The following is a 24647-nucleotide window of genomic DNA, read 5'->3' as shown; positions in this document are numbered from 1 at the left end:
ATTTGAAGCTTGGAAAATAAGGAAGCATAGAAATACACCTTTTTTGGACGTTTATATAGCCACATAGAACTTGCCCCTTTCTTTACCGAATGCAACTTTTTTCTCTTACTCAAATAATATGTTGTCGGGTCATAATTGTGACAAGTTGAATCTTTTTAAGGCTTACCTTCCTTCGTTGGCTATTGGTTGATAGGAAGTGTAATATGAAAAGTTGTACCTTTCCCTTCTTCACTCTCAACATCTACTGTTCCGCGATGCTCCTCAATAATTTTATAGCTGACCATCAGCCCTAAGCCAGTACCGCGTTCCTTTGTTGTATAAAACGGTTGTCCAAGTCTTTTTATTTTATCTTCCGAAATACCTGATCCTCTATCTTTTATCGATACTAATAGATGATCTTTATCTTTCCTTTTTATTGTAGCATCAATTTGTCCGCCCTTAGGCATTACCTCGATTGCATTCTTTAAAATATTGATAAAAACCTGTTTTAATTGATTTGGCTCACAATAAATTAATGGCAAGTCAGGATCTACGTTCAACTTCATCTGTACATTAACAAGAATGGCTTGTGCATTCAGCAGATCAATCGTTTCCTTCATAATAATGCCAATATCTTTTTTTAGATATTTTATTGCTTGTGGTCTTGCTAAAATTAAAAATTCTGTAATGATTGATTCGATGCGGCTTAATTCAGATGTTATCACATTAAAATACATTGAAAAGTCATCTTTTACACTTCCTTCTAGAAGCTGGATAAACCCTTTTAATGCCGTCATTGGGTTTCTTATTTCATGAGCAATTCCTGCAGCAAGCTCTCCAACAACATTTAAAGTATCCGATTTTCTAAGCTGCTCTTCTAACTCCCTTTTTTCCGTTACATCCCGAAATACTGCCAAATTCATATTTTCATTAATATTGTTTTTTAAGGTAAATTCGAGTATTTTTTCCTCTCCATTTTCGAATCTATACGTAATTTCCTGCAGTGTCTCTTCCCACTCATTCGAATCCTTCTTAATAACTCCGCCTTTTTTCGTGTTGGAAAATAACAAATCATATAAATTAAAGGTGATCAAACCTTCAGATGTTAAATTAAGTATTCGCATCGCTGTAGGATTTGCTTCAATAATTTCAAAGTCATTATTAAATAAGACAATTCCGTCCATTGCCCCATCAAAAATTTTGCGGAATTTCTGTTCACTTTCTCTAAGTACCTTCACCATTCGTTTTCGTTCACTGACATTTCGAAAAATCGTTAAGTGGTGCCCTTCAGAAATATCCATTTTTGAGGTGAACTCCAACTCCTTATTTTGCCCATTAGGCATATGAAAAAGCAATTCCTCCCTAATTGCTCCAGTCTGAAAGTATTCTTTTTTTACTCTTGCAAAAGTTAATGAGGATTGATCAATAAAGTCAAGAATATTCCTGGTGACCAGCTCCTCTTCCGGCAATTCAAACGTTCTGCTTGCGGCCTGATTTACTCTAAGTATTTGCCCATCCTTCCGCCAAATCATAATAGCATCAATGGCATTTTCAAAAATCTCCCTAAAGCGTTCTTCACTTTTATAAAGCTTCATTTCCATTGAACGCTTTTCCGTAATATCACGCATTATCGCCATATAAAAACCATTGATAATATTTGAAGTAGTTGTGAATTCAAAAATTTTCTTATCTCCATTTTTCAACACAACCGGCAGCTCACCTTTTGCACTGCCATTTTCCTTCAAAAGTTTCCATAACTTTTCTAATTTATTGTTATCTTGTGTATCAATAAAATCATTAAGTACATATGAACTTAATTGAGCTTTGCAAATTTCAAAGCTTGTACAAAATGATCCGTTTGCATCAATAAATGCTCCATTCTGATCAAAAATGACAATCCCATCTACCGCCCGGTGAAACAAATCTTTAAATAGCTGCTCATTTATTGTCCTTTCCCGTTCAAGCATTTTTTTAAATGAAACATCCTTAAGCATAGCTAGGTCATATCCGTTAATTGCATGCTTCCGTATGGAAATTTCTATAAACTTTACTTGTCCATTATCTAGTTTTACAACAAGCTCCTTCCCAAGTGTATGGTCATTATATAATTCATCTATCAGCTGTTTCATTTCTTTTTTGGGAATGAGTGAAAGAAAGTCATCTAGTTTTCGTTTACATAACTCGTTTTTCTCTAACTGAAACAAATGACAGGCTGAAGTGTTTACATCAATAAATTTCAAGTGTTCATCAAAAATGGCAACAGCATCAAGTGCACCTTCTAAAATACTTTCATGTTGAAGAAGCTTCGCTTTAAGCATTTCATTTTCAGCCGTTAGCTTTGCCACTTTTTCCCTCATCGTAACGATTTCGTTTTCCTCCATCGTCTGCTTCAAATCTTTTCACCCCTAATTACCTCAATCTTCACTATTCAAGTATTCTACAAGGACTATCATAGTCCTTCACATTCCGTCAAAATGCAAAAAAAAATGTTTGCTTTTTTTTCGAAAATAATTATGATAGATGTTGGTGTATGAGAGAATCCATTGATTTTATAACCAATCTTACATTCGGATTACACTTTCGTTACACCCCTAATAAAATATATTTCATTTTACGAATGATAGTTTAATAAAGAACTACTTGGGAATAAAGAGAAGGATGGCTTAGTGGATTGCTTTTGTGGTCAAGGCGCTTCCACTTTTATTCCAATCTCTAAAGAAAAGGTGAAATTATGAAAAATCGTGATAGTTACTTTGATAACGCTAAGTTCTTTTTGATTATTTTAGTTGTCTTTGGACATATCATTCGATCCTTTATTGATGACAGCCAAATGCTTATGAATATATATAAATTCGTTTATACCTTTCATATGCCGGCATTTATCTTAATCTCCGGCTATTTTGCAAAGGGATTTAGAAAAAAGGGTTACATTGAGAAAATAACGAAGAAATTAATTCTTCCATATCTGATCTTTCAAGGGATTTATTCAGTGTATTATTATTTCATTGAAAAAAAAGATGCCCTTGTTCTTGATCCATTGGATCCTCATTGGTCTTTATGGTTCTTAATCAGTTTATTTTTCTGGAATGTTCTTTTATTTGCGGTTACAAAACTTCCTGCAAGTTGGGCACTATTCCTGGCATTTTCGATCGGCTTAGCTGTTGGATATATTGAGTTCATTAGTAATTATTTAAGCTTATCAAGAACATTTGTCTTCTTCCCTCTGTTTTTAATAGGCTTTTATTTAAAACGTGAACACTTTACCTTCATAACGAAGGCACCTGTAAGAGGACTTTCAAGCTTTTTATTAATTGTGACATTTATCTCTTACTTTTATCTTGATTTTGATTATGAATGGCTGTTCGGATCAAAGTCATATTCTCACTTTGGTGATCCATCCGTATTTAGTGCGATAATTCGCCTGGGCTTTTATAGTTTAACGTTGATTACTTCGTTGAGCTTTTTATCACTAATTCCAAAAACACATGCATTTTTTACAGAATGGGGCACAAGAACCTTTTACGTCTATTTGCTTCACGGCTTCATCGTACAATATATGAGAAATAGTGAATTATTAGATTGGATGAAAGATTTCCAAAGCATTACCTTGCTGATTATTTTATCGATTCTTTTAACATCCACTCTTTCAACAAAAATCGTGAAAGCTATAACACAGCCAATTATCGAATTGCGAGCGTCTACCTTTAATTATTATATAAAGAACTTTACAGCCATGAATTCAAAATCTAATTAGGAAGAGCAAAGCACTGCCTTGCTCTTCTTTTTTATGTTAATTTTGTTTATATAGATTGGTATGATTCCTGTATATATTTCCATACTATGGATACTCCTCCATTATCAGAAGTTCGTTTTTTCTCTTGATTATGATACAATAAGATTTTGATCGCATGATAAATATGAAAATCTTAAAAATAAATGTTAGAAGTGGTGTTAATCCCAATGAAAACCGTTTTATCAACATTAAATGCAAAATATATCCATACAAGCTTATCAATCCGTTATTTAAAAGCATATGCGGCCCCAGAATATGACATTGAGCTTGCAGAATATACAATTAAGGACCCCTCCATGAATATCGTGACAGATCTGTATCGGAAAGGACCTGAATTATTAGGGTTCAGCTGCTATATTTGGAATATTGAAGAAACGATTAAAGTCATTAAAATGATGAAGAAAATTAATCCTTCTTTATTAATAGTTCTTGGCGGACCTGAGGTCACATATGACACAAAAGAATGGATGGAAAGAATTCCAGAGGTTGATTTTATTATTATTGGTGAAGGAGAACAGTCGTTTAAACAATTATTGGACGAGCTTCACAATGAACAAAATTTTGCCAATGTGAATGGAATTGCTTATCGCGAAAACGGCAGCATTCACATAAAACCTCAACGAAATAAAGTCGACTTAAAGGAATTGCCATCCCCTTTTCGTTTTGAAGAGGATCTGCCCCATCTTTCAAAGAGGGTCACATATATTGAAACTAGTCGCGGCTGCCCATTTAGCTGTCAGTTTTGTTTATCATCAATTGAAGTTGGTGTTAGGTATTTTGACCGCGAAAAGATCAAAGATGATATTCGTTTTCTAATGGAGCATGGCGCAAAAACGATTAAGTTTGTTGACCGTACTTTCAATATCAGCCGCAGCTATGCAATGGAAATGTTTCAATTCCTTATTGATGAGCATAAACCGGGAACTGTGTTTCAATTTGAAATTACTGCAGATATTATGCGCCCTGAAGTTATTCAATTTCTAAATGACAATGCTCCAAAAGGATTGTTCCGTTTTGAAATTGGTGTTCAGTCTACAAACGATGCAACGAATGAACTTGTCATGAGAAAGCAAAATTTTAAAAAGCTTACAAGAACCGTCACCATGGTTAAGGAAGGCAAAAAAATCGACCAGCATTTAGATTTGATTGCCGGACTGCCTGAAGAGGATTATCATTCGTTTAAAAAGACGTTTAATGATGTGTTTGAACTGCGGCCTGAAGAACTTCAGCTTGGTTTCCTAAAAATGTTAAGAGGAACAGGATTACGTCTTCGCGCCGCTGACCATGGTTATGTCTATATGGATCATTCACCATATGAAATTTTAAAGAACAATGTTCTTACATTTGAAGATATTATTAAAATTAAACAAGTTGAGGATGTTTTAGAAAAGTATTGGAATGATCATCGTATGGATGAAACGATCGAATATTTAGTATCACACGTTTTTGCAACACCTTTTGACTTCTTTCAGCAATTTGGAACCTACTGGGATGAAAGCGGCTGGTCAAGAATTGGTCACCAATTAGAGGATTTGTATAAGCATCTATACGATTTCCTGCATCATAAAAAAATTGAGGAATTGCACATTGTAAGCGGGTTTATGAAATATGATTACCTCAGAAATCAAAAATATAAGCCCCGTAAACCGTGGTGGCCAGACACATTATCAAAGCAAGAGAGAAGCAAGATTTACCATTCGATATTAGATCATCCTCTTATTTTAGGAGATGAATTTGCAGGTAAACAACTATCAGAAAAGGATTTATTTAAACATACGGTTCTTGAAACAATTCCATTTAATATAAAACATTATGTAAAAACAGGTAAGTTGATTGAGGAGGAATCACTCATTCTTGTTCATTATGATCCAATCCAATCATCAACAATTGTTTATACAGCATCTTCCAGTGAACTTGATTCAAAAGTAAGCTAAACGAACCTGTTTCAAGAAGGACAGATCTTTTATAAGGGTCTGTCTTTTTTGAGACAAACCCCTTTTAAACCAACATCTATTTACGGTTTTTTTTATTTTTCCCCTCTTTTTTATCCTTGTTTTTATTTCCTTCAAGGACCCCATATATTTGCGAAGCATTAACATCTCCAAGCTCATGACCAAATTCTTCCTGCAAGAGGTCCATTGGCATTGGTTTTTTATGGTTTTTCATCTCTTTGCTTTTCATATGTTTTTTTGTCATCTTTTTATTTCCCTTGCTTTCCTTTTTTGGAATTGCGATTTGCACCCTTCATTTGATCCTGATCATCATTGATTTCTGCAACCTCTGAATCCGGAAGGCTTTCTGTTGGTGTAAAGTTATGTTTTACTGCTTGATTTCTTGCTGCTTTTCTTTTCATCACAAATCACCTCAAGTCATTATTTAGGATTTACATCTTTACTTTTACCTTGTTTCAATCAGCCTAACACAGGTAGTAAAAGGGAAAAGCTTAATGCTCATTATGCTCATTATGCTCATTATGCTCATAGGCAATAAGGACAATCTCTTCACCTATTTCCTCTCGAAGCTTTGACTCCATTTGTTGTAATGTTGCTAATTGTGTTTCTGATAAATTAGCAACCGGAAATTTGCTTTGCTTTTCCATAAGTAAAACTCACCTCTTTTCTTTTTTACTTTTTCATTTTCATATTCAAATTATGTAATGGAATACTAAGAAGGAGGTGAGCACAATGCCAAAAACGAAAAACATGTCGCTTAATGAAACCATGCCACATCAAATAACCTCTCCATCCTGGAAGGATATGGGAATTGACATGAAAAAACCTTTTGTTAATAAGTATGGCGTAACAATTGGAGATAGCTTTTATGATTCGAAAGAGTCGCCGCTAAATCAGTGGAGTGATGATATTGACCCGGCGATTATGTCAGGTGATCAATGGGTGCATCCTACAAATGATATCGGCTGGAACACACCGGAAAATCGTGCATTGATTGAAGAAATGAAAAAACCTCAAGGAGTTCCGTTTATGCATCCCGATAAAGATGCAGGATATGGCAGTGATTAATAAGAAAAGCGCAAGCGCCTTGCTCAGCCCCGACAAGCATAAGACGCTCATGAATAGAAGGCGTATTTTGCCTTCAATTCATGAGTGGCTAGGCGCTGGAGCTAGACACAAAAACTAGGTTAAAATTTTATACTTTCTTACCTTTGAACAAAAGCGCAAGCGGCTTGGTCATCGCCGTACAAACTGGAGGAGCATCGACTGAGATAAAGGAAACACGGTAAGCGAAGCGAACCGATGTTGACTTATCGCAGGGAGATGATCTGAAGTTGATAGGCGATAGGCGCTGGCAGTCAAAAACGCGACGTCCTGTCGCACTGACTGCACTTGCACATCCTGTGCTTCGGAGCTGGATGTCGCAGTGCTTATCCACAGTTCAATGAATTTTATAATTTCCTGGTAAACGAATAAAAAGGCTGACCCAATTCGTCAGCCTACTCTTCATTCATTATTAAATGTTTTAAATACTTCCTTAACCTTTGGCACAACATGATGACTGCCGCCTTTTGCTTTTACGTCTTCCACCATCATCGCAATTAACATCTGCGGTTCATTACTATTTACAGCAACAAACCAGCCATTCTCTTTTCCCTCTTCGTCATTCTTTGAAAGCTTAAGCTCAGCTGTCCCCGTTTTACCGGCCAGTTTCTGACCTTGTATTTGCGGCTTATGAGCAGTTCCATTTGGATTTTGTACGACTTGCTCTAAATGATGAAACAATAATTCAACATGCTCAGGGGCTACTATTTGTTCTTTCCACATCGTTGCATTTGCTTCAGGCTTCTTTTCCAAATATGGCTTTATCATATTTCCATTATTCAAAAAGGTTGTATAAGCGGCAGCTAAATGCAGTGGACTCATCTGAATTTGCCCTTGGCCAAAACCTGAATCCGCTAATAGCTGTTCATTTGACAGTCCATCATTCGCAATTGTTGAGCTGTTTGTTGGGAAAGGAAAGTCGATTTCTTCCTCAAAGCCAAACTTTTTAAGACCATTTGCAAGTTCATCAGGCCCGATGTCTAATGCTAATTGTGCAAAGAAAATATTATCAGAGTAAATAAGCGCCTTCTCTAAATTTACATCTTCTACTTTGCTAGAAACACGTCTCACAAAATAATTTCCCCAGCTGCTATCCTTTTGCCAGGTAGCACCTTTAATGGTCTTTGTATCACTTGGCTTAAGTACACCTGTTTCAAGTCCAATTGCAGCAGTTAACGGCTTTAACGACGAGCCTGGAGAAAATGTCTTATTAAATCTCGCCATTAATGGATTGAGCGGGTTATTAGCTAAGTTATTATATTTTTCTTGTGAAATGCCGTAAATGAACTCGTTTGGATTATAGGATGGGCTGCTTACCATCGCTAATGTTTCGCCTGTTATCGGATGCAGGGCAACAGCAGTCCCTGCCTCACCTTTTAATTTCTCATAAAGCGCTTTTTGCAGATCATTATAAATTGTAAGCTTAATATCTTCTCCATTTACTGGCTGCTTTTCGGCGATTATTTTATCAGTGCCATCGATGTAAATTTTATAGCCGTTCTCTCCTTTTAACCGATCCTCATACACTTGCTCTAATCCGGCTTTACCTATCATTGAGTTGCTGCTGTAGCCTTTACCTTTTAATTCTTCAAGCTGTTCAGCCGTAATGCCTCCAATATAGCCAGTTAAATGTGCTGCTGCGTCACCTAAAGGATAAAGTCTTGACTCAACATTTTTCTTTTGAACGGAAGGGATGGCAATCAGTTGATCAAAGAGTTCAACATTGGCAGGATCAATCTTTTTTAATGGCACGAATAAATCTGGCTTCACCCATGCTTGGTTAAGCTTCTCTTCAATTTCCGTTGTGCTGAGATCGAGTAATTTTGAAACCTTACCAAGTACCTCTTTACGATTTTCATGAATTTCTCCTGGCACTATTCCAATTTCATATGCGATCCCGTTTACAGCAAGACCTTTATCATTTTGATCAAAAATTTGTCCTCTTACAGCTGGTGTACTTGAAACTCTTACTTCCTCACCTTCCTCCAGCTGTGGAAAAATCATTGCCGGAGTCCATGAAATAAACCAATTTTCCCCTTCCTCCCCCACTTCCTTTTGCAGCTGAACGTCTTGTTCAAATGAAATGTTCCCTGCAAGAGTGTCCATTGATAGAGAGAAAGGGTATACAATATCTGTTTGATTTTCTTGATTTTCTTCTTCAGAAGGCTGATCAAAAGTAACCTTCAGATTTTTTGCTGAAATACCTTCATATATATCTTTATAACGGTTAACAAAGTCATCTTTGGTTATCTTCTCTTTTGTATTTGTTGTCAGCATATCGTACATCTCTGAAAACTTTTGATCATTCCATAGTTTTATGTATGCAGAAAAGCGTTCACTTGCAGTTGGTGCTTCAGAACACGCAGTTAAGATTAAAACTGTGATAAGCAGTGTCATCATGATATAAATTTTTTTCATATCCACCCTCCTTACATATTGTCCCAATAAAGTATAGCATAATAGCTTATTTGGAACAGTGATTCCGCTAAAAAAAGATTGACAATCACCGAAAACGGCGGTTATCAATCTTTTCTATAACTAGCCTATAATTATTCTTTCCTTTGGATAATGGTAATTGTCCTTTTTTCGTTCCTTTGTTCCTAATAAATACAAAAAGGTAAGTATTCCAACCCTTCCAATAAACATTAATATCATAATAACGATCTTTCCTGCTGTGCTAAGATCTGCAGTAATTCCCATTGAAAGTCCAGTTGTTCCAAAGGCTGAACAAACCTCAAACAAAATTTTCGTAAATGAAAATGGTTCTGTAATCGATAAGATGACAACTGCCAAAAAACAAATTAAGAAAGCAAACATTGTCACAACAACCGATTTCATTAAATCCTCCTCATGAAGTTCCCGTTTAAAAATTTTAATGGATTTATTTCCTCTGGCAAAATGAAAAAGGAACAAGAGATTTAATGCAAAGGTTGTCGTGCGGATTCCTCCTCCAACTGAACTCGGAGAAGCGCCAATAAACATTAATGCACACATAATAAGGATGGTTGTTTCTTTGAACATACTTACATCCATTGTTGCTAACCCGGCGCTTCTGGTCGCGGTGGATTGAAACAATGAATAGAAAAACGTTTCATGCCAATTCATCCCTTTAAAAAAATAGGCATATTCCAAACATGCAATGGCAACTGTACCACCGATAACTAAAGAGAAGAAAGTAATCGATGTTATTTTTGTGAATAATGAAAATCTGTAACGCTTTTGTTTATTGAACAAAAAATCCTTTACTTCAATTAAAACCGGAAATCCAATTGCCCCAAGGATAATTAGAATAATGACAATAAATTGAATAAAGTAATCATTAGCAAAAGGAATCATTGACTGCCCGGTAATATCAAAGCCGGCATTTGTTGTTGCACTAACAGAGGTAAAAATACCGTGCAAAAATGCATCCTGCCATGTATCAAAATAATTCAGAAAGTAGACTCCTAATATCAGTCCGCCAGTTAATTCAATCAGAAGGATTAAAATAATTATCTCCTTAATTAATTTAACAATCCCAGATAAATTTTGCTGATTTTGGTCAGCCATGATCAATTGTCGTTCTTTCAAACCAATTTTTTTCCCCATAATTAACCATACGAACGTACCGAGAGACATGACACCGATCCCTCCGAACTGGAGAACAAATATGAGAATAAAAATGCCTGTTACACTAAATGTTTCAGCTGGTGAAATGGAGGTTAATCCGGTTACACTTACTGCACTTACCGCAGTAAACAGCCCATCAATAAATGTCCATTCCACCCTAGGCTTATGTGCGACGGGCAAGCTTAATAAAATGACTGAAACTGTAACTGCTATGAAGTAATAAGATACAATCAATTGTACGGGTGTTAATGCTTGCAGCCGAAGCTTCCATTTGTTCATTTCTCATTCATTCCTTACATTTCTTTCTAAACTTTAATAATGCCACATAATTTAACCATTCCCTTTATCTTAAAGAAAAAACACATAAATTTAAAGAGTTTTTTAACTTTAAAGTTGGACGCCAAAATTAGATAAATAAGAGGGGTTTCACAAAACAAAAGGGTCAGACCTTCCTAAACACAATATATAGGAACTAAGCTATCGAAAGCTCCATATATTGGTGCATGTAAGAGAGGTCAGACCCTTTTGAAAAAGTTATAATTATTTTGCCTCTAAACGCCTAATACGATCATCCAAATCAGGATGTGTAGAAAATAAGGACATCCCTTTTTTGCTATTAATTTTCAAGGTAGCTAATGAGGATTGCTCATTCCTAACACGTGAAGAATAGTGTTTCAACGCACGTAATGCATGTATCATTTTATCCTTGCCCGCTAAGTCTGCCCCTCCACGGTCTGCGTGGTATTCTCTATATCTTGAAAAGGCGAAAACAACAAGGCTTCCTAGTATGGAAAAGACAAGTTGGAAAATAATCACGGCAATAAAATGAACAATTGGTGCAAGATCCTCCTTTACAAACCTCGATACTGCCCAAGCAGCAATACGGGCCAGGAAGACCACAAATGTATTGACAATCCCTTGAAGCAAGGTCATCGTCACCATATCTCCATTTGCAATATGTGCAATCTCATGGGCTACAACACCCTCTATGGCGTCATCATCCATTTCATTTAATAGACCGGTTGATACAGCAACAAGGGAACGACGTTTAGAAGGTCCTGTAGCAAATGCATTTACTTCTGGAGATTGATAAATTCCTACCTGGGGCATTTTTGATAATCCCGCTGCTCTTGATAATCGTTGAACTCTTTCCACTAAATCCCGTTCAAATGGTGAGAGTGATGATTTGGGATTTAACACCTTTACTCCCATCATCATTTTCGCCATCCAACGGGACATGGCTAATGACATAAAAGAGCCTGTAAACCCAATTACTCCGCTAAAAATAAGCAGATTTACTAAGTCAATTTGACCGGTTACAGACTGATAAGGTGAAACATTTAATAATGATAAAACAAGCCCAATCGTTGTTAACACGAGAATATTAGCTAACAGAAAAAGAAAAATACGTTTGGCCATGGCAACCTCCATATTTCAAGTTCTTTTGAACTTATATTATAATAAAATTATAGATACTCTTTCACTACATTTCAAGAAATATTCAGGATGTTTACAAAACGCTTCACATTGGAAGCTTCACGATTGTAATTATAAATTGATCGGGGTGTCACATCATGACCATTCAATTAACGCGTAAACAAATGACAAGGTTATTATATTCATTAAAGGGAGTGTCTACCCACCTTCCTATAGATATTGTAAAGCAAGCATTAGGTACTACGATGATAAATGAGATGGAAATTCCTTCATTTTTATCTAAATCGAACAAAAGGCGCAATAGCAATCAAGAATATGGACTATCTACAAATGAGATTGTCGCACTGGCAAATTTATGTGAGCTTACTTCACTCAAGTCAACATCGATTCAAAACTGGATTAAACGAGATGTTAAAGAATTGATTGGGACACCAGAGCTTGGTAAAAAATATTCAATTGATCAAGCGGCTATGCTATTAATTGTCAAAGATTTAAAAACAGTTTTCGAATTTGAAAAAATACGTAAGCTCTTAATTGTTGTTTTTAATACTTTATCAGATCGTAGTGATGACTTAATTAGTCCAATTACCTTTTATGAAATATATGCTGACGTCATCGATTCCATTGAAACCTTGCCTTCGTTAAGCTTAAATGATCAAAAGTTGGAAATAAGAATTGTTGATATAATAAATGCTATGTCAAAGCGGTTTTCTGAGCTTTCAGAACAAGAATGGTTAAAAATTAGAAATGTACTGGTCGTTACCGTTTTATCTGTATTAGCTTCCCATTTCCAAACAAGGGCACAGGTATATTTAAATACCCATTTTGATGAACTAAACATTACCAGTATAGAAAATCTTCGTAAATGAAACCTTATGATTAAAGCTGAAAAATAAACGTAGAGATACAACTATCAGCTTTTTAATTCTAATAAGGAGTGAGTTTTTTTATGACTAGAAGCAGTAATAAGCTACTTGTTCCAGGGATCGAACAAGCTCTGGATCAAATAAAATATGAAATTGCTAGTGAATTTGGCGTTCAATTAGGATCAGATACTGTTTCACGTGCGAATGGGTCTGTTGGAGGAGAAATTACAAAACGTTTAGTAGCTCAGGCTCAATCACAATTGAACGGACAAAGAACCGAATAAAAAAATATGGCAAAAAGGCTGATTCCCCTAATCAGCCTTTTTTACTATATTTAGTCTGGACCATTTCTCATGATGATTAATCATCATCATTATCATCGTCCCGGTCTTTTTTATTTTCTTTCTTTTGCTTTTTATCTCTATTTTCTTCTTTATTATTTTTGTTTTTCCAATTCTTCTCTTTTATATCGTCGCTATTATTTTGATCAGGATTTTCTTTCCGCTCATTTTCATCGTCCTGATTATCGTCTACCTGGTCATCATTATCGTCTTCCCAGTCATCATTTCCTTGTTTTTGATCTTTTTTTTCATTATTGTTTTGATTATTCTTGTTGTTACGATTTATGTTAACTTCTTTATGTGAAGGGTTCTCTTTCTTTACATTTTTTATATCTAGTGTTTTATTAACATTTTTTTCATTATTTGTAATGACCGTGGCATCTTTTGAATTAGATAATTGGTTGTTTCCAGGTGTAGCTTGTTGGTTTGTTTCACTTATTGTTTGCTCTGCTGCAGCTTTCTTTTCATCTTGATCCTGTTTATCAATCTGCTCACCACTGCTTTCAATAGGAGCTTTATCTTTCTCAATCAGCTCTAGGTATTTACCAGTAGATATTCCTTGTTGTTGAGCCTTTTCTCTCGTATCAATGTCAGATTCAATTGCTTTCACTTCAATTGCTTTATGTTCAAAGGAGGTGCGGATCTCTTCGATATTTTCTGATAGTTTTGTATTACTTTTACTATCCTCATTCTTTATAACTGTAGTAATTACAATTTCTTTGCCTGGATAAACGTAGCCCTTTTCCTTAGATTCTGCTACGATAGAATCAACCACTAACTGAAAATGTTTGTTTTCCCACTCAGGAAGTTGGTCAATAAGCATTTCGGCTTCTTTATTTAATGGTTCTAGTAAAATAACCTTTAAGTTATCATCAATAGCCATTTCAAAGCTGGGATTAATATCAATTGACATATAGGCATACACTTTATCCTGATTAAAAAAAGGAATAAAACTGATCATAAATAACATGATTGCCAAAACAGATAAAGTGCCTATCCTTACCTTACGAGATTGAAAATATGCCAATAGATTTCGTTGTTTCATTATTGATACTCTCGTAGCTGCCTCTTCACGTTTATCCATTAAAGGGAAAAAAGAAATTTCTTCTCCAATTTCGTAATTACCCTCTTTATTGCTAGCTTTTAAAAATTGCCCATCTGGGGTAAGTAGTGTAACAAAGTCATCATTATATTCTACGACGACCCCTCTTTTCATGAATGTAGCACCCCTTTAATATATTCTTTTAAATAGACAAATTCCCCTGACATTATGATAGCCATTGCAATAATGTATTTTCTATTTCTCTCAATTGTTTTTCGACTTACTGCAACCTTCGCTTCAAGTTGTTTTACAGGAAGCTGTCTTTTTTGGAAAAGAAATTCCCTTAATTCGTCATCTTCTACTAATTTGGTCGCAACTAAAATGGCATTTTGTCTTGCATCAAAATGCTTTGGAGATTGTTCGACAATTTCAGCAAATGTTAGTTTAAAATCTTTTAAGCAATGCTGAAAATAGGCAATCTCTTCTCTGCGATGCTCCTGCTCAATCAATTTCGTATATTCATCAATTGATAAATCAGATTCAATTTTACTTTGAGAGAATTCACCCTCTTCATGCTCCTGCAGTTCAAAATTGACTGTGTAAGGATGACGAACTTCTTTACGAATATAATCGATTACCTTACGTTTAATGACCAATTCAGCAAAAGCAAACAATGAACTGCCTTTATCTGTTGAATATTTTTCAATAGCATCATTAAATGCAATTAGACCTATACTAAATTCATCATCATTTTCATTTATATATCGTTTACAAACGGATGAAACCGTCTTTGCAACAAACGGTTTATATTGTTCTATTAATTGATTTTGTAACTCTTTATCACCTTGTTGAATCAAAAGAACGGTATCTTCTAGTGTACGTTTTTTCTTACCTAGTCCAAACAAAAGGCTAAGCATTGAGGTTCACCTCTGTTTCCCCTATATTACTTTGTTTATCATAGCTAAATTACATAGGGTTCGCAAAGGAAGAAATATGAAAATACCTTTCTAGTTTTCTACAGAATGAAGACAATTATTACAAAATTTCATACTTTATACCTATGGCATAAAAATAGAACAACATTCTTCAACTTTTCAAATAAATTTATTTTATAGTCTAATCGAACGAAAGATCGAACAAGAAAAATGGAAATTTAAAAATTTCATATCAAAAAAACCTTACTCTAATCGTATATTTTCACTGTTTCATTTACCATCTCCTTTTTTATCCCCCCAATAAATTTTCCTTTTCACTACATTGTTTCGAATCAATTTGTTTTATTAAGGGTGTATAATCAAAAAAAAGTGAAACGTAAGAATTTATACCTATTTTCTGTTACGAATTTGACATAAAACTTATCGTTTTTACATAAATCGAGTCGTTTTTTTATCATTTCTGTTCATATAAGTAACTTTGCTCAGGGAACCGAGATGCTCCTGCTAAAAAAATCTGTATACCATGAACATTTTAATCCATTAAGTTCTAGTATCCCAGTCATCCTACATATTCTGTAAACAGACAACCCTTGTTTATTGGATAGGAGGATGATGAAATGGATTGGCTTCAAGCCATTATTCTAGGGATCATACAAGGACTCACTGAGTTCATTCCCATAAGTAGTACCGGTCATCTCTATCTCGGACGAAAACTTTTCGGGCTAGAGGAAGCAGGTCTATATCTCGATACAATGCTCCATATTGGTACCCTTATTGCCTTAGTTGTTTTCTACAAAGATATCCTAATCAATTTATTGAAAAAACCATTTAGCAGGCCAACAGCATTACTTATTGTTGGAACAATCCCTGCAGTGATCGCAGGTGTTTTATTTAGTGATTTCTTTGATGAAATCTCAAAAACAGGTGTGACAATTGGTTGGGAATTTCTATTAACAGGCATCTTTTTATGGTTCGCGGACTCAATAAAAAATGGAGCGAAGAAAATAGACGACATTTCCTTTTTCGACTCCTTTTTTATCGGAAGCTTTCAAGCATTTGCTATTTTTCCAGCGATTTCAAGATCTGGTATGACAATCGTTGGTGCACTAATTCGGAAAATGGACAAAGAGGCAGCCGCCTATTTCTCCTTTTTACTTTCAATACCTGCAATATGTGGCGGAGTAATTTTTCAGTTGAAGGATGTCTTTTCAGGCGATGTCCCACAAATCAGCTTGTTGTCGATGCTTGTTGCAACCCTCGCTTCTGCGTTTTTTGGTTATCTTGCCGTAAAATTCATGATCTCCTTTGTTAAGCGGCAATCCTTAAAAATATTTGCAGTATATGTTTGGGTACTTGGCACTCTCATTATAACCTTGCAGCTGTTAGGTATTTTTTAATATGCCTATTTATAAGGGTCATCCCCAACTTTATATGAAGCTTTACTAGTTCAAGCTTCTATATTGTGTGTAGGGAAAGACCCTTCGTTTTTAATACCGGAATTTTTTGGTATCTATTACTACACATGAAAAAGCCTTAAGAAACTTATCCTAAATATAACTAGTCAATGGAGAGGAAGGAAATCTATGCATACGATGTGGAAAGGTTCAATCAGTTTTGGGCTCGTCAATATTCCGGTTAAACTTTATGCAGCAACAGAAGATAAAGACATTAAGCTCCGAACCCTTCATAAAAAATGCCATACACCGATCCAATATGAAAAAAAATGCCCAAACTGTGACGAAGAAATCAACAACGATGAAATTGTCAAGGGTTATGAATATGTAAAAGGAAAATATGTTGTTCTTACAGATGCAGAGCTTAAAGAATTAAAAGACGAGCATGAAGATAAAACCGTTGAAATTATTGATTTTGTAAAAATGGAGGAAATTGATCCGATTTATTTTAACCGTTCTTACTTTATTGGACCTGGTGAAAATGGTGGAAAAGCTTACGGCTTACTTCGAGAGGCCCTGAATAAATCCGGTAAAATCGGGATTGCTCAAATGACCATTCGTTCAAAGCAACAGCTTGCTATGGTTCGTGTTTATCAAAACTGCATCGTAATGGAAACCGTTCATTACCCTGATGAAGTAAGAAATGTAAAAGAAGTACCTAGTGTTCCTGAGCAGGTCGAAGTCGGCGCTAAAGAACTTGAAACAGCCATTATGTTAATTGACCAGTTAACAACCACGTTTGATCCTGAAAAATACAAAGATGATTATCGTCTTGCCCTTCAAGATTTAATTGAACAAAAGGTTAACCAAAATGAAGGCAAAACGCCAACTGAAACAACACCAAGACAAAATGTAGTCGATTTAATGAGTGCACTACAAGCAAGTATTGAAAAAACGAAAAAGCCTCAAGGAAAAACAAAAGCTAAACCAAAAGCTCAACCGGCTAAAGCTGCAGGAGAAAACACTGGAACTATTCAGCCTCCTCCTAGTACAACAGGCAAAAAGACAAAAACAGTTCGGAAGAAAGCTTAGAAACTTTCAACTAAAAAAAGCGCAAGGCGCTTAGCATTCGGCGACAAGCATAAGGCGAACAGGAATAGGAAGGTGTTCTTTACCTTCAATTCCTGTTTGACTAGACCCAAGAGGCAGTTAAAAACGCGACGGCCTTATCTCTTAACTGCACTTGCACGTCCTGTGCTTCGCCGATGGCGCCTGGAGCTAGATTCAGAAACGCAAGCTATGTTGAGAAAATATATAATTTTTTTTCTGATCTTATTAAAAAGAGCTGTCCCTAGGTAATCACCATATGGGGACAGTCACATGTTTTTGCGAGGGAAACCTTCAGTCATCGAATCCTATTCAGCTTTCGTTAACCATTTTGCAGCCTCAAGTAATGATGGGAATTGGTAATCTGCTTCCCCTTCCTCCTCACCAATAAAGATCGTTTTTGTACCTGCTTGTTTTCCGGCCATAATGTCTACATCTCGATCACCGATCATAATGCTTTCGCTTAAATTGACATCATGCTTTTCAGCAAGCCTGCGGAGCATCTCCGGCTCAGGTTTTCTACAAACACAGCCAGCGTGAGGTTTATGCGGACAGTAAATAATATCGTCAATTTTACCTCCATGCCTGCCAATATCCTGTTTCATTTTTTCATGAATCTTCCATAACATTTCTTCCTTCATATACCCGAGTCCTATTCCACCTTGATTTGTCACAACAAATACGAAAAATCCTGCCTTATTTAATAGCTTAATGCCTTCACCAACGCCATCTAGTAAATGCATTTGTTCCGGTTTATTGACAAACTTGACTCGCTTACTTAAAACCTCATTTATAACTCCATCACGATCGAGAAAAACAGCTTTATTCAAAATTATCGCCATCCTTTCATGATTTATTGAAGAACTGTCCATATTACAAATAAGACATAATTAAAGGGTGAAGTACATGAAACCAATGCTGCCAATATTACATAGTGAAATCCCTGAGGGTGCCGATTGGGTATATGAAACCAAATATGACGGTTTTCGCGCCCTACTATATATCACGAAACAAACCATTGAATTAATCAGCAGGAATGAAAAGTCTTTAAACGATACATTTCCTGAAATCATTATTGAAGTACGTGAGCTTCAGCAAAAGCTGGAACCCTTTTTACCATTAATACTCGACGGTGAAATTGTTTATCTTACATCTATGCATTTTTCTCATTTTGAACAATTGCAAATTAGAGGCCGTTTAAAAAACAAAGAAAAAATTAACGAAGCTTCAAAGGAGTTTCCCTGTAAGTACTTAGCATTTGACCTTCTCGAAATCAACGGCAAGCCGCTTTTTAATCAACAATTAAAAGAGAGAAAAGAAAAGCTTCAAAAGCTGTTTCAAGCGACCCAACTTCCAACAACAGTTGCACCAGAACTTTCTAATCTTCTACAGTATGTTCCATATAGTAACCATTATGCAAAGGTTTGGGTAGAAATGAAGCTTGAGGATGGTGAAGGAATCATTGCTAAACAACTTAATAGCAAATGGGAGGTCGGCGTACGTACAAAGCAATGGATAAAAATAAAAAATTATAAGTATGCCTGCTTTTTTATCACAGGTTATGATAAGAAAAACGGCTATTTTCATGTAGGAGTATTTAAAGGAGAGGACATCATCCAAGCAGGAATCTTTTCTCATGGAATTTCAAGTGAAGAGCGAGAGGCATTAATAAAAATAATCAAAGAAAATAAATCCAGTGAAACTCCTTCTTTTGTTGAAATTACTCCAAGCATTGTTGTTGAGATTCAATTTTTATCTTTATATAAAGGCCAATTACGGGAACCATCTTTTCTTTCTTTCCGTTTTGATAAAGGGTTTGAGGAATGCACCTGGGATCAGCTTTTATTAGCCACTGCCCCCATTCATGAAGAGGTTGTGTTTACTCATCCTGATAAACCACTATGGGAAACAATGGATGTGAAAAAAGAACAGTTTTTAAGTTATCTATTCCAGCTATCACCTTTTATGCTTCCATTTTTAAAAAATCGTTATTTAACAACGATCCGCTTCCCGCACGGAATGTTTGGTGAAGCCTTTTATCAGAAAAACAAGCCTGATTATGCGCCAAGTTTTATCGAATCAAAAAAACATGAAAACATTGACTACATTATTTGCAATGACTTATCTACTTTGCTATGGCTTGGGAATCAGCTGGCTTTTGAATTTCATACTCCATTTCAAACGATTGATTCGAATCATCCTATAGAAATAGTTTTTGATCTCGACCCGCCGTCTAAGGAGTATTTTTACCTCGCCATTAAAGCAGCAACCGAAATGAAAAAGATTTTTGACCATTTCGGGTTAAAATCATATCCAAAGCTCTCAGGAAATAAAGGCTTACAAATTCATATACCCATTTCAAAGGATTCACTTAGCTATGATGAAACTCGGATTTTCACTTCATTTATTGCTGAGTTTCTTGTCACAAGCTTTCCTGATGACTTTACAATCGAACGAATGAAAAAAAATCGGGGGAACCGGCTATATGTTGATTACATCCAACATGCAGAAGGGAAAACGATCGTTGCCCCTTATTCCCTCCGCGGTAAAAAAGAGGGGGCCTATGTTGCTGCACCATTGCTTTGGGAAGAAGTAAATGAAGAGTTGTCCGTAAAAGATTTTACAATGGATAATGTCATTAGCCGCTCAAAGACAATAGGCTGTCCTTTTCATGACTATTTCACTTCCCCGCAAGATGAGACATTGAGGACATTAATAAAGGGTCTGACTTCAAAGTAAACCGCTCAGACCCTCATACAGTTTTCATTTTTGATAAGATAATAATCTGTTTAATCTGTTTGCAATATTGCTATTAAAATCTAATCAAGAAGCCGTCTCTAAAAACAATTTGAGACAGCTCCCTTTTTTATTTCAAAGAGAATTCTCCTTCATTCTTTTCTATCAGTCTACCTAAATAGCAAATGTTGACTATGAATACCCGCCTTTTTTAATAGCGCTTTCAATTCTTTTTGCTCTTCAGCAGTAAGGCCGGAAAATGCTCTGGCCATACGAATTGCGTGAATAGGATAAATCTCATCCAAATATGCTTGACCTTTATCCGTTAATTTTGCATAAACAGAACGTTTATCCTTAGGATCTTGTTCCCTGTAAATAAATTCATTTTTTTCAAGCTTATCAATCACATATGTAACATTTCCGCTTACTAATAATAGCCTTGAACCGATTTGTTGCAGCTTTTGTGGTCCTCTCGTAAAAAGTAATTCTAATACAGCAAATTCTGTCGGATTAAATCCATGTTCCTTGCTATCACGTATAGAATGCTCTGAGATGCTTTTGAAAGCCCTTGCAAAAACTCGAAACAAATCTAACGCATTTTGTAATTCTTCTTCCGTGTATGATCTCATTCCATCGCCCTCTTGTATTCAAAATTATTCAAGGATAAACTTTTTGTCATTAAAAACATTAAATATTTTTAGTGCAAATTTTATTTTACTATGAATTTCAAAATATTTGAAGGTTTTTAACTATAATAATTTAAATAAAAATATACTTTTTCTTTGCTGACAGCAAACTAGGGTGGTTCTGCAGCATTAATAAAGCTTAATCCCCCATACTTCATATAATGTATCCAAGAAAATCCCGTTTAACAAAGGAGTCGGATTTTCAATGGTTTCATTTATATTTTTTGCATCTTCCATTAAACGCTTTATCTCACACTCAAAAAATTCATGAAGTAATGTTATATTAGTAACCTTCTTCTCACCCATTCTTTTTTTGGCTAAAATCGATGCTATTTCAGCTTTAATAGAATAATGTAATGCCGTCTTCTCAACAAGTGTTGTAAAATCCACAGGCGGAAATTTCTTATATGTTTCAATCCATTTTGCCGCAAGCAGAGGTCTAAGTACATTTAAATAATGTTTAACCTCATTACTTACCATTTGTTTTTTAGCGTTTTTTTGAGCCATATGAAGATAATGATAGAAACATGCTCTCTGTGAGAAGACATCTTGTGTATGTTTTCTTAATTTTTCAACCGTCGAGAAAGGCTGCATATAGTGGTAACGACTATGTATATATTCTAAGACGGACGGATTAGATTTCCGGTATAATTTAAGACATTTTTGTAAATCCCAACCATTAACATCAAGCAAATTATTAACAGGTAATTCTATAACATCTTTTTGTTGATCAATGGTTAAATACCAACATGGGCGATGTATATAAATAAAACGAACATCATAATCACTGTTCTCATTTGAATATCCCCATGCCCGAGACCCCGCTTCACATGCATATATTATTTTAATATCCTTTTCTGCCTCAATCTGCTTAAGAATCTCGTGTATTTTTTCCTTCATGTTCATCACCTGCTTTCCTATACACTATTCTATCCTCATTTTTATTTTTCCTTCCAGAAATCCGGCATCTTTACCGACTACTAATAACAATACCTCTATCTCCAGTATGGCCATGATAGCCCAGATACATTTTTATTAATACTAAGTAAGGACAAAACCCTTTAAATTTTGTCCTCACTGTATAACCCGTAATTTACCAATTACTCCTTTGTAAAGGAAGTATGAACTAAAAGCAGTTTTCTCCAAAATCTAATCCATTTCTATTAGATGTTGATTTTTTACGTGTTACTTTAGGAACATTGTGATAAAAATAGTTATATTCATTCTTTAATTCAGTAAGTGTCATATTCGTCAAAACTTGTGAATCATATACACCGATTGCAAGTAATTTTTGAGAGTAATATTTTCTTTGCTCATCCAGAGCATTTTGCAACATTCTGCTCATGGCGATCATCTCCATCATCTTATTTTCTACCTCTAACTTACCTTATAATTGTTAGCGAACGGTTAACTAAATGTTAAGATTTTCTTTCGAGTTATTAAGATTGTTTTAATTTGTTTAAACAGAAGAAATAATGTCGACACTAGTTTCAACATTTAAAAGGAGTTGAAGATAGTGTCTGTAAGAGTAGTAGCAAAAGAGGATCAAAATAAAACGACAAAGATTTATTTTTTAAATTTAACAGAGCCAAAGCATCAGCAATTATATATGGCCATTTTTGATGGTACAATCATAAACACCCTGACCGTTTACAACCTTAAATCAAATATGTATGAAGATGTTACTTGTTTATTCTCACAACCTTTTTTACTTAGCCTTTCCCATCAACTTTTGAAGCAGCTAATAAGCCCTCAAGCAAAAGCTTTATGATTATTTTTCCTCTTGCATGCGTATTGGTTGCGAATTTGCGAATTAATCCCACCTAATTTTTCATTGTCATTTCCTTACCTTTATTATATATTTTAAGTGTAATGAAACCTAACACAATTCTAACATGAAATTTTTCTTTGTTAGATTTTCTAACAAAAATAAGGCGAAATCTTACATGTAAAGTTACACTTGAAACAAGAAGTTTCTTTAACAAGGGGTGGAAGAATGAATCAGCAAGACCGCTCTTATAAGGATAAGAAGGTAATTTCAATTGGAACAGTTAGTGAATTAACCGGGCTCACCTTGAGACAAATACGTTATTATGAAGAACGTAAATTAATCGCTCCGTATCGGAATGATCGAGGTACTAGAAAATACTCGTTTAACGATATTGAGACATTGATGGATATTGCTAATAAGCGTGAGGACGGTGTACAAACGACTGAAATATTAAAGGAAATGAGGCTAAAAGAAAAACAGCGTGAAAGCGAGGCTGAAATAAAGAAAAAAATGCTTCAAGGTCAATTAAATGCTCAGTTTCGATTTGGCCGAGGCAGAAATTAACTTAATGCTGCAGCATCACACTCTCATTCGTGCTGCAGTGTTAACCCTTTCCTCTCAAAAGTTCTTCGCAAAGTATTTTCTTTCCTTAAAACCACAAAAATGAAACTCGCCTAAAATCCCATGACGATCTAGTAAAATTTACCGAAAGCCCATTTTCACATCTATTTTCAGTCAAACTTATTTTTTCACGTTTTTAATAAAACGTTTAACCACAAAATATATTATTCTCCCTTCCAACCAACTACAAAATGTAGTATTTTTTACTCAATTTTTTATAAAAATCAGAAAAAAAATACCTTAAAACCTTTACAACAGGAAAAAATATCCGATAATAGAAGTACTAGGACTTTTCCACCTAGTAAAGCCTAATGCGAGGTGGTTTAATTGAAATCAATTGATGCAGTTATCGAAGAATATCGAAAAAGAATGTTTATCATTGCAAAAGAAAACGGGATAGACTCGCATCGAACTTTAATTGCAAGCCAAAACCTAGATCTGCTGTTAAATATAAAAATGAGTGAAGATCAAAAAAACGTATTAGATAAAAAATATTAGTATGTTTAAATACACCTTTGAAATACTACTGTCAAAATAGGGTCTGACTCACAACTTATTTGGGGTCTGACCTTTTGTTTTGAATATTGGAATTGGATGTGAAGAAATGACGACTGAAATTATTTGGTTAAGTAAAGGCAAACCAAAAACCTTGCTTCATAAAGGAAGAGAATATCGATCAGGTATCTCAAAAGACCAAGTTGAAAGCTTCGAGGTCACTTTCGAGCGTGTTTCTGGTGATGATGTAGAAAACCACGAATTTCACGGTGGAGCTGATCGAGTTGTATGTTTATATCCATATGAACACTACGTTTTTTGGGAAAGCACCTATCAAACAACATTGCGAAAAGCTGCATTTGGTGAAAATCTTACTGCGAAAGGGATGATAGAAACCAATGTTTGTGTTGGTGATGTGTACAAAATAGGTGATGCCGTATTACAGGTTGCACAGGGCCGATTTCCATGTGCAACAATCAATAAACATACATACATCAACACCATCCTTAATAAAATGATCGAATTGGGCTATACGGGCTTTTTCTTCCGTGTGCTTAAAGAAGGAACAATCACTGCCAAGTCGGACATTAAGCTGCTTGAAAAGCATCCTAAGCAAGTGTCGATTGCAAGCATTCACCATACATATTTTCATCAGCAAGATCTCTCGAAAATTGAAACAATTCTCTCTGTTGATGAACTTTCTGTTGAATGGAAAAAACGCTTAATAAAGCTGTATAATCAGTTACTTTCAAAATAAGAACAAAAGCGCAAGCGCCTTG

General features: G+C 35.2%; 25 protein-coding genes. 12 read left to right on the top strand and 13 right to left on the bottom strand.

Features of this window, described 5'->3' with window-relative positions; genetic code table 11:
• Positions 1-179 precede the first annotated feature (179 nt).
• Positions 180-2372, bottom strand: a complete 2193-nt coding sequence (locus ACSVDH_RS09900; RefSeq protein WP_439249303.1) for a PAS domain S-box protein — start codon at positions 2370-2372, stop codon at positions 180-182.
• A 335-nt stretch (positions 2373-2707) separates the two neighbouring features.
• On the opposite strand from ACSVDH_RS09900, the gene ACSVDH_RS09895 reads away from it, so the two are divergent.
• Both ACSVDH_RS09895 and ACSVDH_RS09890 read left to right on the top strand, forming a co-directional pair.
• Positions 2708-3733 carry an acyltransferase family protein gene (locus ACSVDH_RS09895; protein ID WP_439249786.1) on the top strand — a complete coding sequence of 342 codons (1026 nt, stop codon included), beginning with the start codon at positions 2708-2710 and terminating at the stop codon, positions 3731-3733.
• Positions 3734-3939: 206 nt separating this feature from the next.
• Positions 3940-5706, top strand: a complete 1767-nt coding sequence (locus ACSVDH_RS09890; protein WP_439249302.1) for a B12-binding domain-containing radical SAM protein — start codon at positions 3940-3942, stop codon at positions 5704-5706.
• 76 nt (positions 5707-5782) lie between these two features.
• On the opposite strand, the gene ykzE is transcribed toward ACSVDH_RS09890, so the two are convergent.
• The 3 genes from ykzE to ACSVDH_RS09875 form a co-directional block, all read right to left on the bottom strand.
• Positions 5783-5968 carry a protein YkzE gene (gene ykzE / locus ACSVDH_RS09885; protein ID WP_299095079.1) on the bottom strand — a complete coding sequence of 62 codons (186 nt, stop codon included), beginning with the start codon at positions 5966-5968 and terminating at the stop codon, positions 5783-5785.
• A gap of 4 nt (positions 5969-5972) precedes the next feature.
• Positions 5973-6125, bottom strand: coding sequence for a protein YkzP (gene ykzP / locus ACSVDH_RS09880; protein WP_299095077.1), 153 nt, complete (start codon positions 6123-6125; stop codon positions 5973-5975).
• A 90-nt stretch (positions 6126-6215) separates the two neighbouring features.
• The gene (locus ACSVDH_RS09875) at positions 6216-6371 is read right to left on the bottom strand and encodes a hypothetical protein (protein ID WP_439249301.1); all 156 of its coding nucleotides are present in this window, start codon (positions 6369-6371) and stop codon (positions 6216-6218) included.
• Positions 6372-6456: 85 nt separating this feature from the next.
• Here ACSVDH_RS09875 and ACSVDH_RS09870 point away from each other — a divergent pair, with 85 nt between their 5' ends.
• On the top strand, positions 6457-6792 hold the full coding sequence (locus tag ACSVDH_RS09870; protein ID WP_439249300.1) for a DUF3905 domain-containing protein: 336 nt from the start codon (positions 6457-6459) through the stop codon (positions 6790-6792).
• A gap of 438 nt (positions 6793-7230) precedes the next feature.
• Here ACSVDH_RS09870 and ACSVDH_RS09865 read toward each other — a convergent pair whose 3' ends face one another.
• The 3 genes from ACSVDH_RS09865 to htpX form a co-directional block, all read right to left on the bottom strand.
• The gene (locus ACSVDH_RS09865; protein ID WP_439249299.1) at positions 7231-9246 is read right to left on the bottom strand and encodes a penicillin-binding transpeptidase domain-containing protein; all 2016 of its coding nucleotides are present in this window, start codon (positions 9244-9246) and stop codon (positions 7231-7233) included.
• Positions 9247-9366: 120 nt separating this feature from the next.
• Positions 9367-10716, bottom strand: a complete 1350-nt coding sequence (locus tag ACSVDH_RS09860; RefSeq protein ID WP_439249298.1) for a TrkH family potassium uptake protein — start codon at positions 10714-10716, stop codon at positions 9367-9369.
• 261 nt (positions 10717-10977) lie between these two features.
• Complete coding sequence (gene htpX / locus ACSVDH_RS09855; RefSeq protein ID WP_439249297.1) at positions 10978-11856, bottom strand: protease HtpX; 879 nt, start codon at positions 11854-11856, stop codon at positions 10978-10980.
• A 152-nt stretch (positions 11857-12008) separates the two neighbouring features.
• Here htpX and ACSVDH_RS09850 point away from each other — a divergent pair, with 152 nt between their 5' ends.
• Both ACSVDH_RS09850 and ACSVDH_RS09845 read left to right on the top strand, forming a co-directional pair.
• Complete coding sequence (locus ACSVDH_RS09850) at positions 12009-12743, top strand: DUF1836 domain-containing protein (RefSeq protein WP_299089438.1); 735 nt, start codon at positions 12009-12011, stop codon at positions 12741-12743.
• 80 nt (positions 12744-12823) lie between these two features.
• Positions 12824-13024 (top strand): alpha/beta-type small acid-soluble spore protein, encoded by a 201-nt coding sequence (locus tag ACSVDH_RS09845; protein WP_439249296.1) that lies wholly within the window; start codon positions 12824-12826, stop codon positions 13022-13024.
• A gap of 76 nt (positions 13025-13100) precedes the next feature.
• Here ACSVDH_RS09845 and ACSVDH_RS09840 read toward each other — a convergent pair whose 3' ends face one another.
• Together ACSVDH_RS09840 and sigI are read right to left on the bottom strand one after the other, a co-directional pair.
• Entirely contained in the window at positions 13101-14297 is a 1197-nt protein-coding gene (locus ACSVDH_RS09840) for an anti-sigma factor domain-containing protein (RefSeq protein ID WP_439249295.1), read from the bottom strand.
• Positions 14294-15040 carry an RNA polymerase sigma factor SigI gene (gene sigI, locus ACSVDH_RS09835; protein ID WP_299089329.1) on the bottom strand — a complete coding sequence of 249 codons (747 nt, stop codon included), beginning with the start codon at positions 15038-15040 and terminating at the stop codon, positions 14294-14296. Before sigI ends, ACSVDH_RS09840 begins: the two co-directional genes overlap by 4 nt.
• Positions 15041-15675: 635 nt before the next feature.
• Here sigI and ACSVDH_RS09830 point away from each other — a divergent pair.
• Together ACSVDH_RS09830 and ku are read left to right on the top strand one after the other, a co-directional pair.
• Positions 15676-16455, top strand: coding sequence for an undecaprenyl-diphosphate phosphatase (locus tag ACSVDH_RS09830; protein WP_439249294.1), 780 nt, complete (start codon positions 15676-15678; stop codon positions 16453-16455).
• A 186-nt stretch (positions 16456-16641) separates the two neighbouring features.
• The gene (ku, locus tag ACSVDH_RS09825; protein WP_439249293.1) at positions 16642-17544 is read left to right on the top strand and encodes a non-homologous end joining protein Ku; all 903 of its coding nucleotides are present in this window, start codon (positions 16642-16644) and stop codon (positions 17542-17544) included.
• 323 nt (positions 17545-17867) lie between these two features.
• Here the strand turns inward: ku and ACSVDH_RS09820 are convergent, their stop codons facing one another.
• Positions 17868-18389 (bottom strand): D-glycero-alpha-D-manno-heptose-1,7-bisphosphate 7-phosphatase, encoded by a 522-nt coding sequence (locus ACSVDH_RS09820; RefSeq protein WP_439249292.1) that lies wholly within the window; start codon positions 18387-18389, stop codon positions 17868-17870.
• A 76-nt stretch (positions 18390-18465) separates the two neighbouring features.
• Here ACSVDH_RS09820 and ACSVDH_RS09815 point away from each other — a divergent pair, with 76 nt between their 5' ends.
• Positions 18466-20298 carry a DNA ligase D gene (locus ACSVDH_RS09815; protein WP_439249291.1) on the top strand — a complete coding sequence of 611 codons (1833 nt, stop codon included), beginning with the start codon at positions 18466-18468 and terminating at the stop codon, positions 20296-20298.
• Positions 20299-20465: 167 nt separating this feature from the next.
• Here the strand turns inward: ACSVDH_RS09815 and ACSVDH_RS09810 are convergent, their stop codons facing one another.
• From ACSVDH_RS09810 to ACSVDH_RS09800, 3 genes are all read right to left on the bottom strand, one after another.
• Positions 20466-20924: a MarR family winged helix-turn-helix transcriptional regulator gene (locus tag ACSVDH_RS09810; RefSeq protein WP_299089334.1), complete on the bottom strand. Its 459-nt coding sequence runs from the start codon at positions 20922-20924 to the stop codon at positions 20466-20468.
• A 186-nt stretch (positions 20925-21110) separates the two neighbouring features.
• Complete coding sequence (locus ACSVDH_RS09805) at positions 21111-21881, bottom strand: nucleotidyltransferase domain-containing protein (protein WP_439249290.1); 771 nt, start codon at positions 21879-21881, stop codon at positions 21111-21113.
• 226 nt (positions 21882-22107) lie between these two features.
• A complete protein-coding gene (locus tag ACSVDH_RS09800; RefSeq protein WP_439249289.1) occupies positions 22108-22326 on the bottom strand; it encodes a Fur-regulated basic protein FbpA in 219 nt (72 codons plus the stop codon).
• Between the two features lie 171 nt (positions 22327-22497).
• On the opposite strand from ACSVDH_RS09800, the gene ACSVDH_RS09795 reads away from it, so the two are divergent.
• The 4 genes from ACSVDH_RS09795 (at position 22498) to ACSVDH_RS09780 (ending at position 24625) form a co-directional block, all read left to right on the top strand.
• Positions 22498-22752, top strand: coding sequence for a hypothetical protein (locus ACSVDH_RS09795; protein WP_439249288.1), 255 nt, complete (start codon positions 22498-22500; stop codon positions 22750-22752).
• Between the two features lie 225 nt (positions 22753-22977).
• Positions 22978-23316 (top strand): MerR family transcriptional regulator, encoded by a 339-nt coding sequence (locus ACSVDH_RS09790; protein WP_299089339.1) that lies wholly within the window; start codon positions 22978-22980, stop codon positions 23314-23316.
• A gap of 384 nt (positions 23317-23700) precedes the next feature.
• Entirely contained in the window at positions 23701-23871 is a 171-nt protein-coding gene (locus ACSVDH_RS09785; protein WP_299089340.1) for an aspartyl-phosphate phosphatase Spo0E family protein, read from the top strand.
• Positions 23872-23977: 106 nt separating this feature from the next.
• Positions 23978-24625: an MOSC domain-containing protein gene (locus tag ACSVDH_RS09780; protein ID WP_439249287.1), complete on the top strand. Its 648-nt coding sequence runs from the start codon at positions 23978-23980 to the stop codon at positions 24623-24625.
• Positions 24626-24647: the final 22 nt, after the last annotated feature.

Origin of the sequence: Metabacillus sp. Hm71 (assembly GCF_051842955.2) — a bacterium.
Taxonomy (GTDB): Bacteria; Bacillota; Bacilli; order Bacillales; family Bacillaceae; genus Metabacillus.
This window is presented reverse-complemented; position numbering and strand designations above follow the sequence as displayed.

Excerpts from the sequence above, each read along its gene's own strand:
- ACSVDH_RS09890 (WP_439249302.1), top strand. The coding sequence starts at position 3,940 with ATGAAAACCGTTTTATCAACATTAAATGCAAAATATATCCATACAAGC.
- ykzE (WP_299095079.1), bottom strand. The coding sequence starts at position 5,968 with ATGACAAAAAAACATATGAAAAGCAAAGAGATGAAAAACCATAAAAAA.
- ykzP (WP_299095077.1), bottom strand. The coding sequence starts at position 6,125 with ATGAAAAGAAAAGCAGCAAGAAATCAAGCAGTAAAACATAACTTTACA.
- ACSVDH_RS09875 (WP_439249301.1), bottom strand. The coding sequence starts at position 6,371 with ATGGAAAAGCAAAGCAAATTTCCGGTTGCTAATTTATCAGAAACACAA.
- ACSVDH_RS09870 (WP_439249300.1), top strand. The coding sequence starts at position 6,457 with ATGCCAAAAACGAAAAACATGTCGCTTAATGAAACCATGCCACATCAA.
- ACSVDH_RS09865 (WP_439249299.1), bottom strand. The coding sequence starts at position 9,246 with ATGAAAAAAATTTATATCATGATGACACTGCTTATCACAGTTTTAATC.
- ACSVDH_RS09860 (WP_439249298.1), bottom strand. The coding sequence starts at position 10,716 with ATGAACAAATGGAAGCTTCGGCTGCAAGCATTAACACCCGTACAATTG.
- htpX (WP_439249297.1), bottom strand. The coding sequence starts at position 11,856 with ATGGCCAAACGTATTTTTCTTTTTCTGTTAGCTAATATTCTCGTGTTA.
- ACSVDH_RS09845 (WP_439249296.1), top strand. The coding sequence starts at position 12,824 with ATGACTAGAAGCAGTAATAAGCTACTTGTTCCAGGGATCGAACAAGCT.
- ACSVDH_RS09840 (WP_439249295.1), bottom strand. The coding sequence starts at position 14,297 with ATGAAAAGAGGGGTCGTCGTAGAATATAATGATGACTTTGTTACACTA.
- sigI (WP_299089329.1), bottom strand. The coding sequence starts at position 15,040 with ATGCTTAGCCTTTTGTTTGGACTAGGTAAGAAAAAACGTACACTAGAA.
- ACSVDH_RS09830 (WP_439249294.1), top strand. The coding sequence starts at position 15,676 with ATGGATTGGCTTCAAGCCATTATTCTAGGGATCATACAAGGACTCACT.
- ku (WP_439249293.1), top strand. The coding sequence starts at position 16,642 with ATGCATACGATGTGGAAAGGTTCAATCAGTTTTGGGCTCGTCAATATT.
- ACSVDH_RS09815 (WP_439249291.1), top strand. The coding sequence starts at position 18,466 with ATGAAACCAATGCTGCCAATATTACATAGTGAAATCCCTGAGGGTGCC.
- ACSVDH_RS09810 (WP_299089334.1), bottom strand. The coding sequence starts at position 20,924 with ATGAGATCATACACGGAAGAAGAATTACAAAATGCGTTAGATTTGTTT.
- ACSVDH_RS09805 (WP_439249290.1), bottom strand. The coding sequence starts at position 21,881 with ATGAAGGAAAAAATACACGAGATTCTTAAGCAGATTGAGGCAGAAAAG.
- ACSVDH_RS09800 (WP_439249289.1), bottom strand. The coding sequence starts at position 22,326 with ATGAGCAGAATGTTGCAAAATGCTCTGGATGAGCAAAGAAAATATTAC.
- ACSVDH_RS09790 (WP_299089339.1), top strand. The coding sequence starts at position 22,978 with ATGAATCAGCAAGACCGCTCTTATAAGGATAAGAAGGTAATTTCAATT.
- ACSVDH_RS09780 (WP_439249287.1), top strand. The coding sequence starts at position 23,978 with ATGACGACTGAAATTATTTGGTTAAGTAAAGGCAAACCAAAAACCTTG.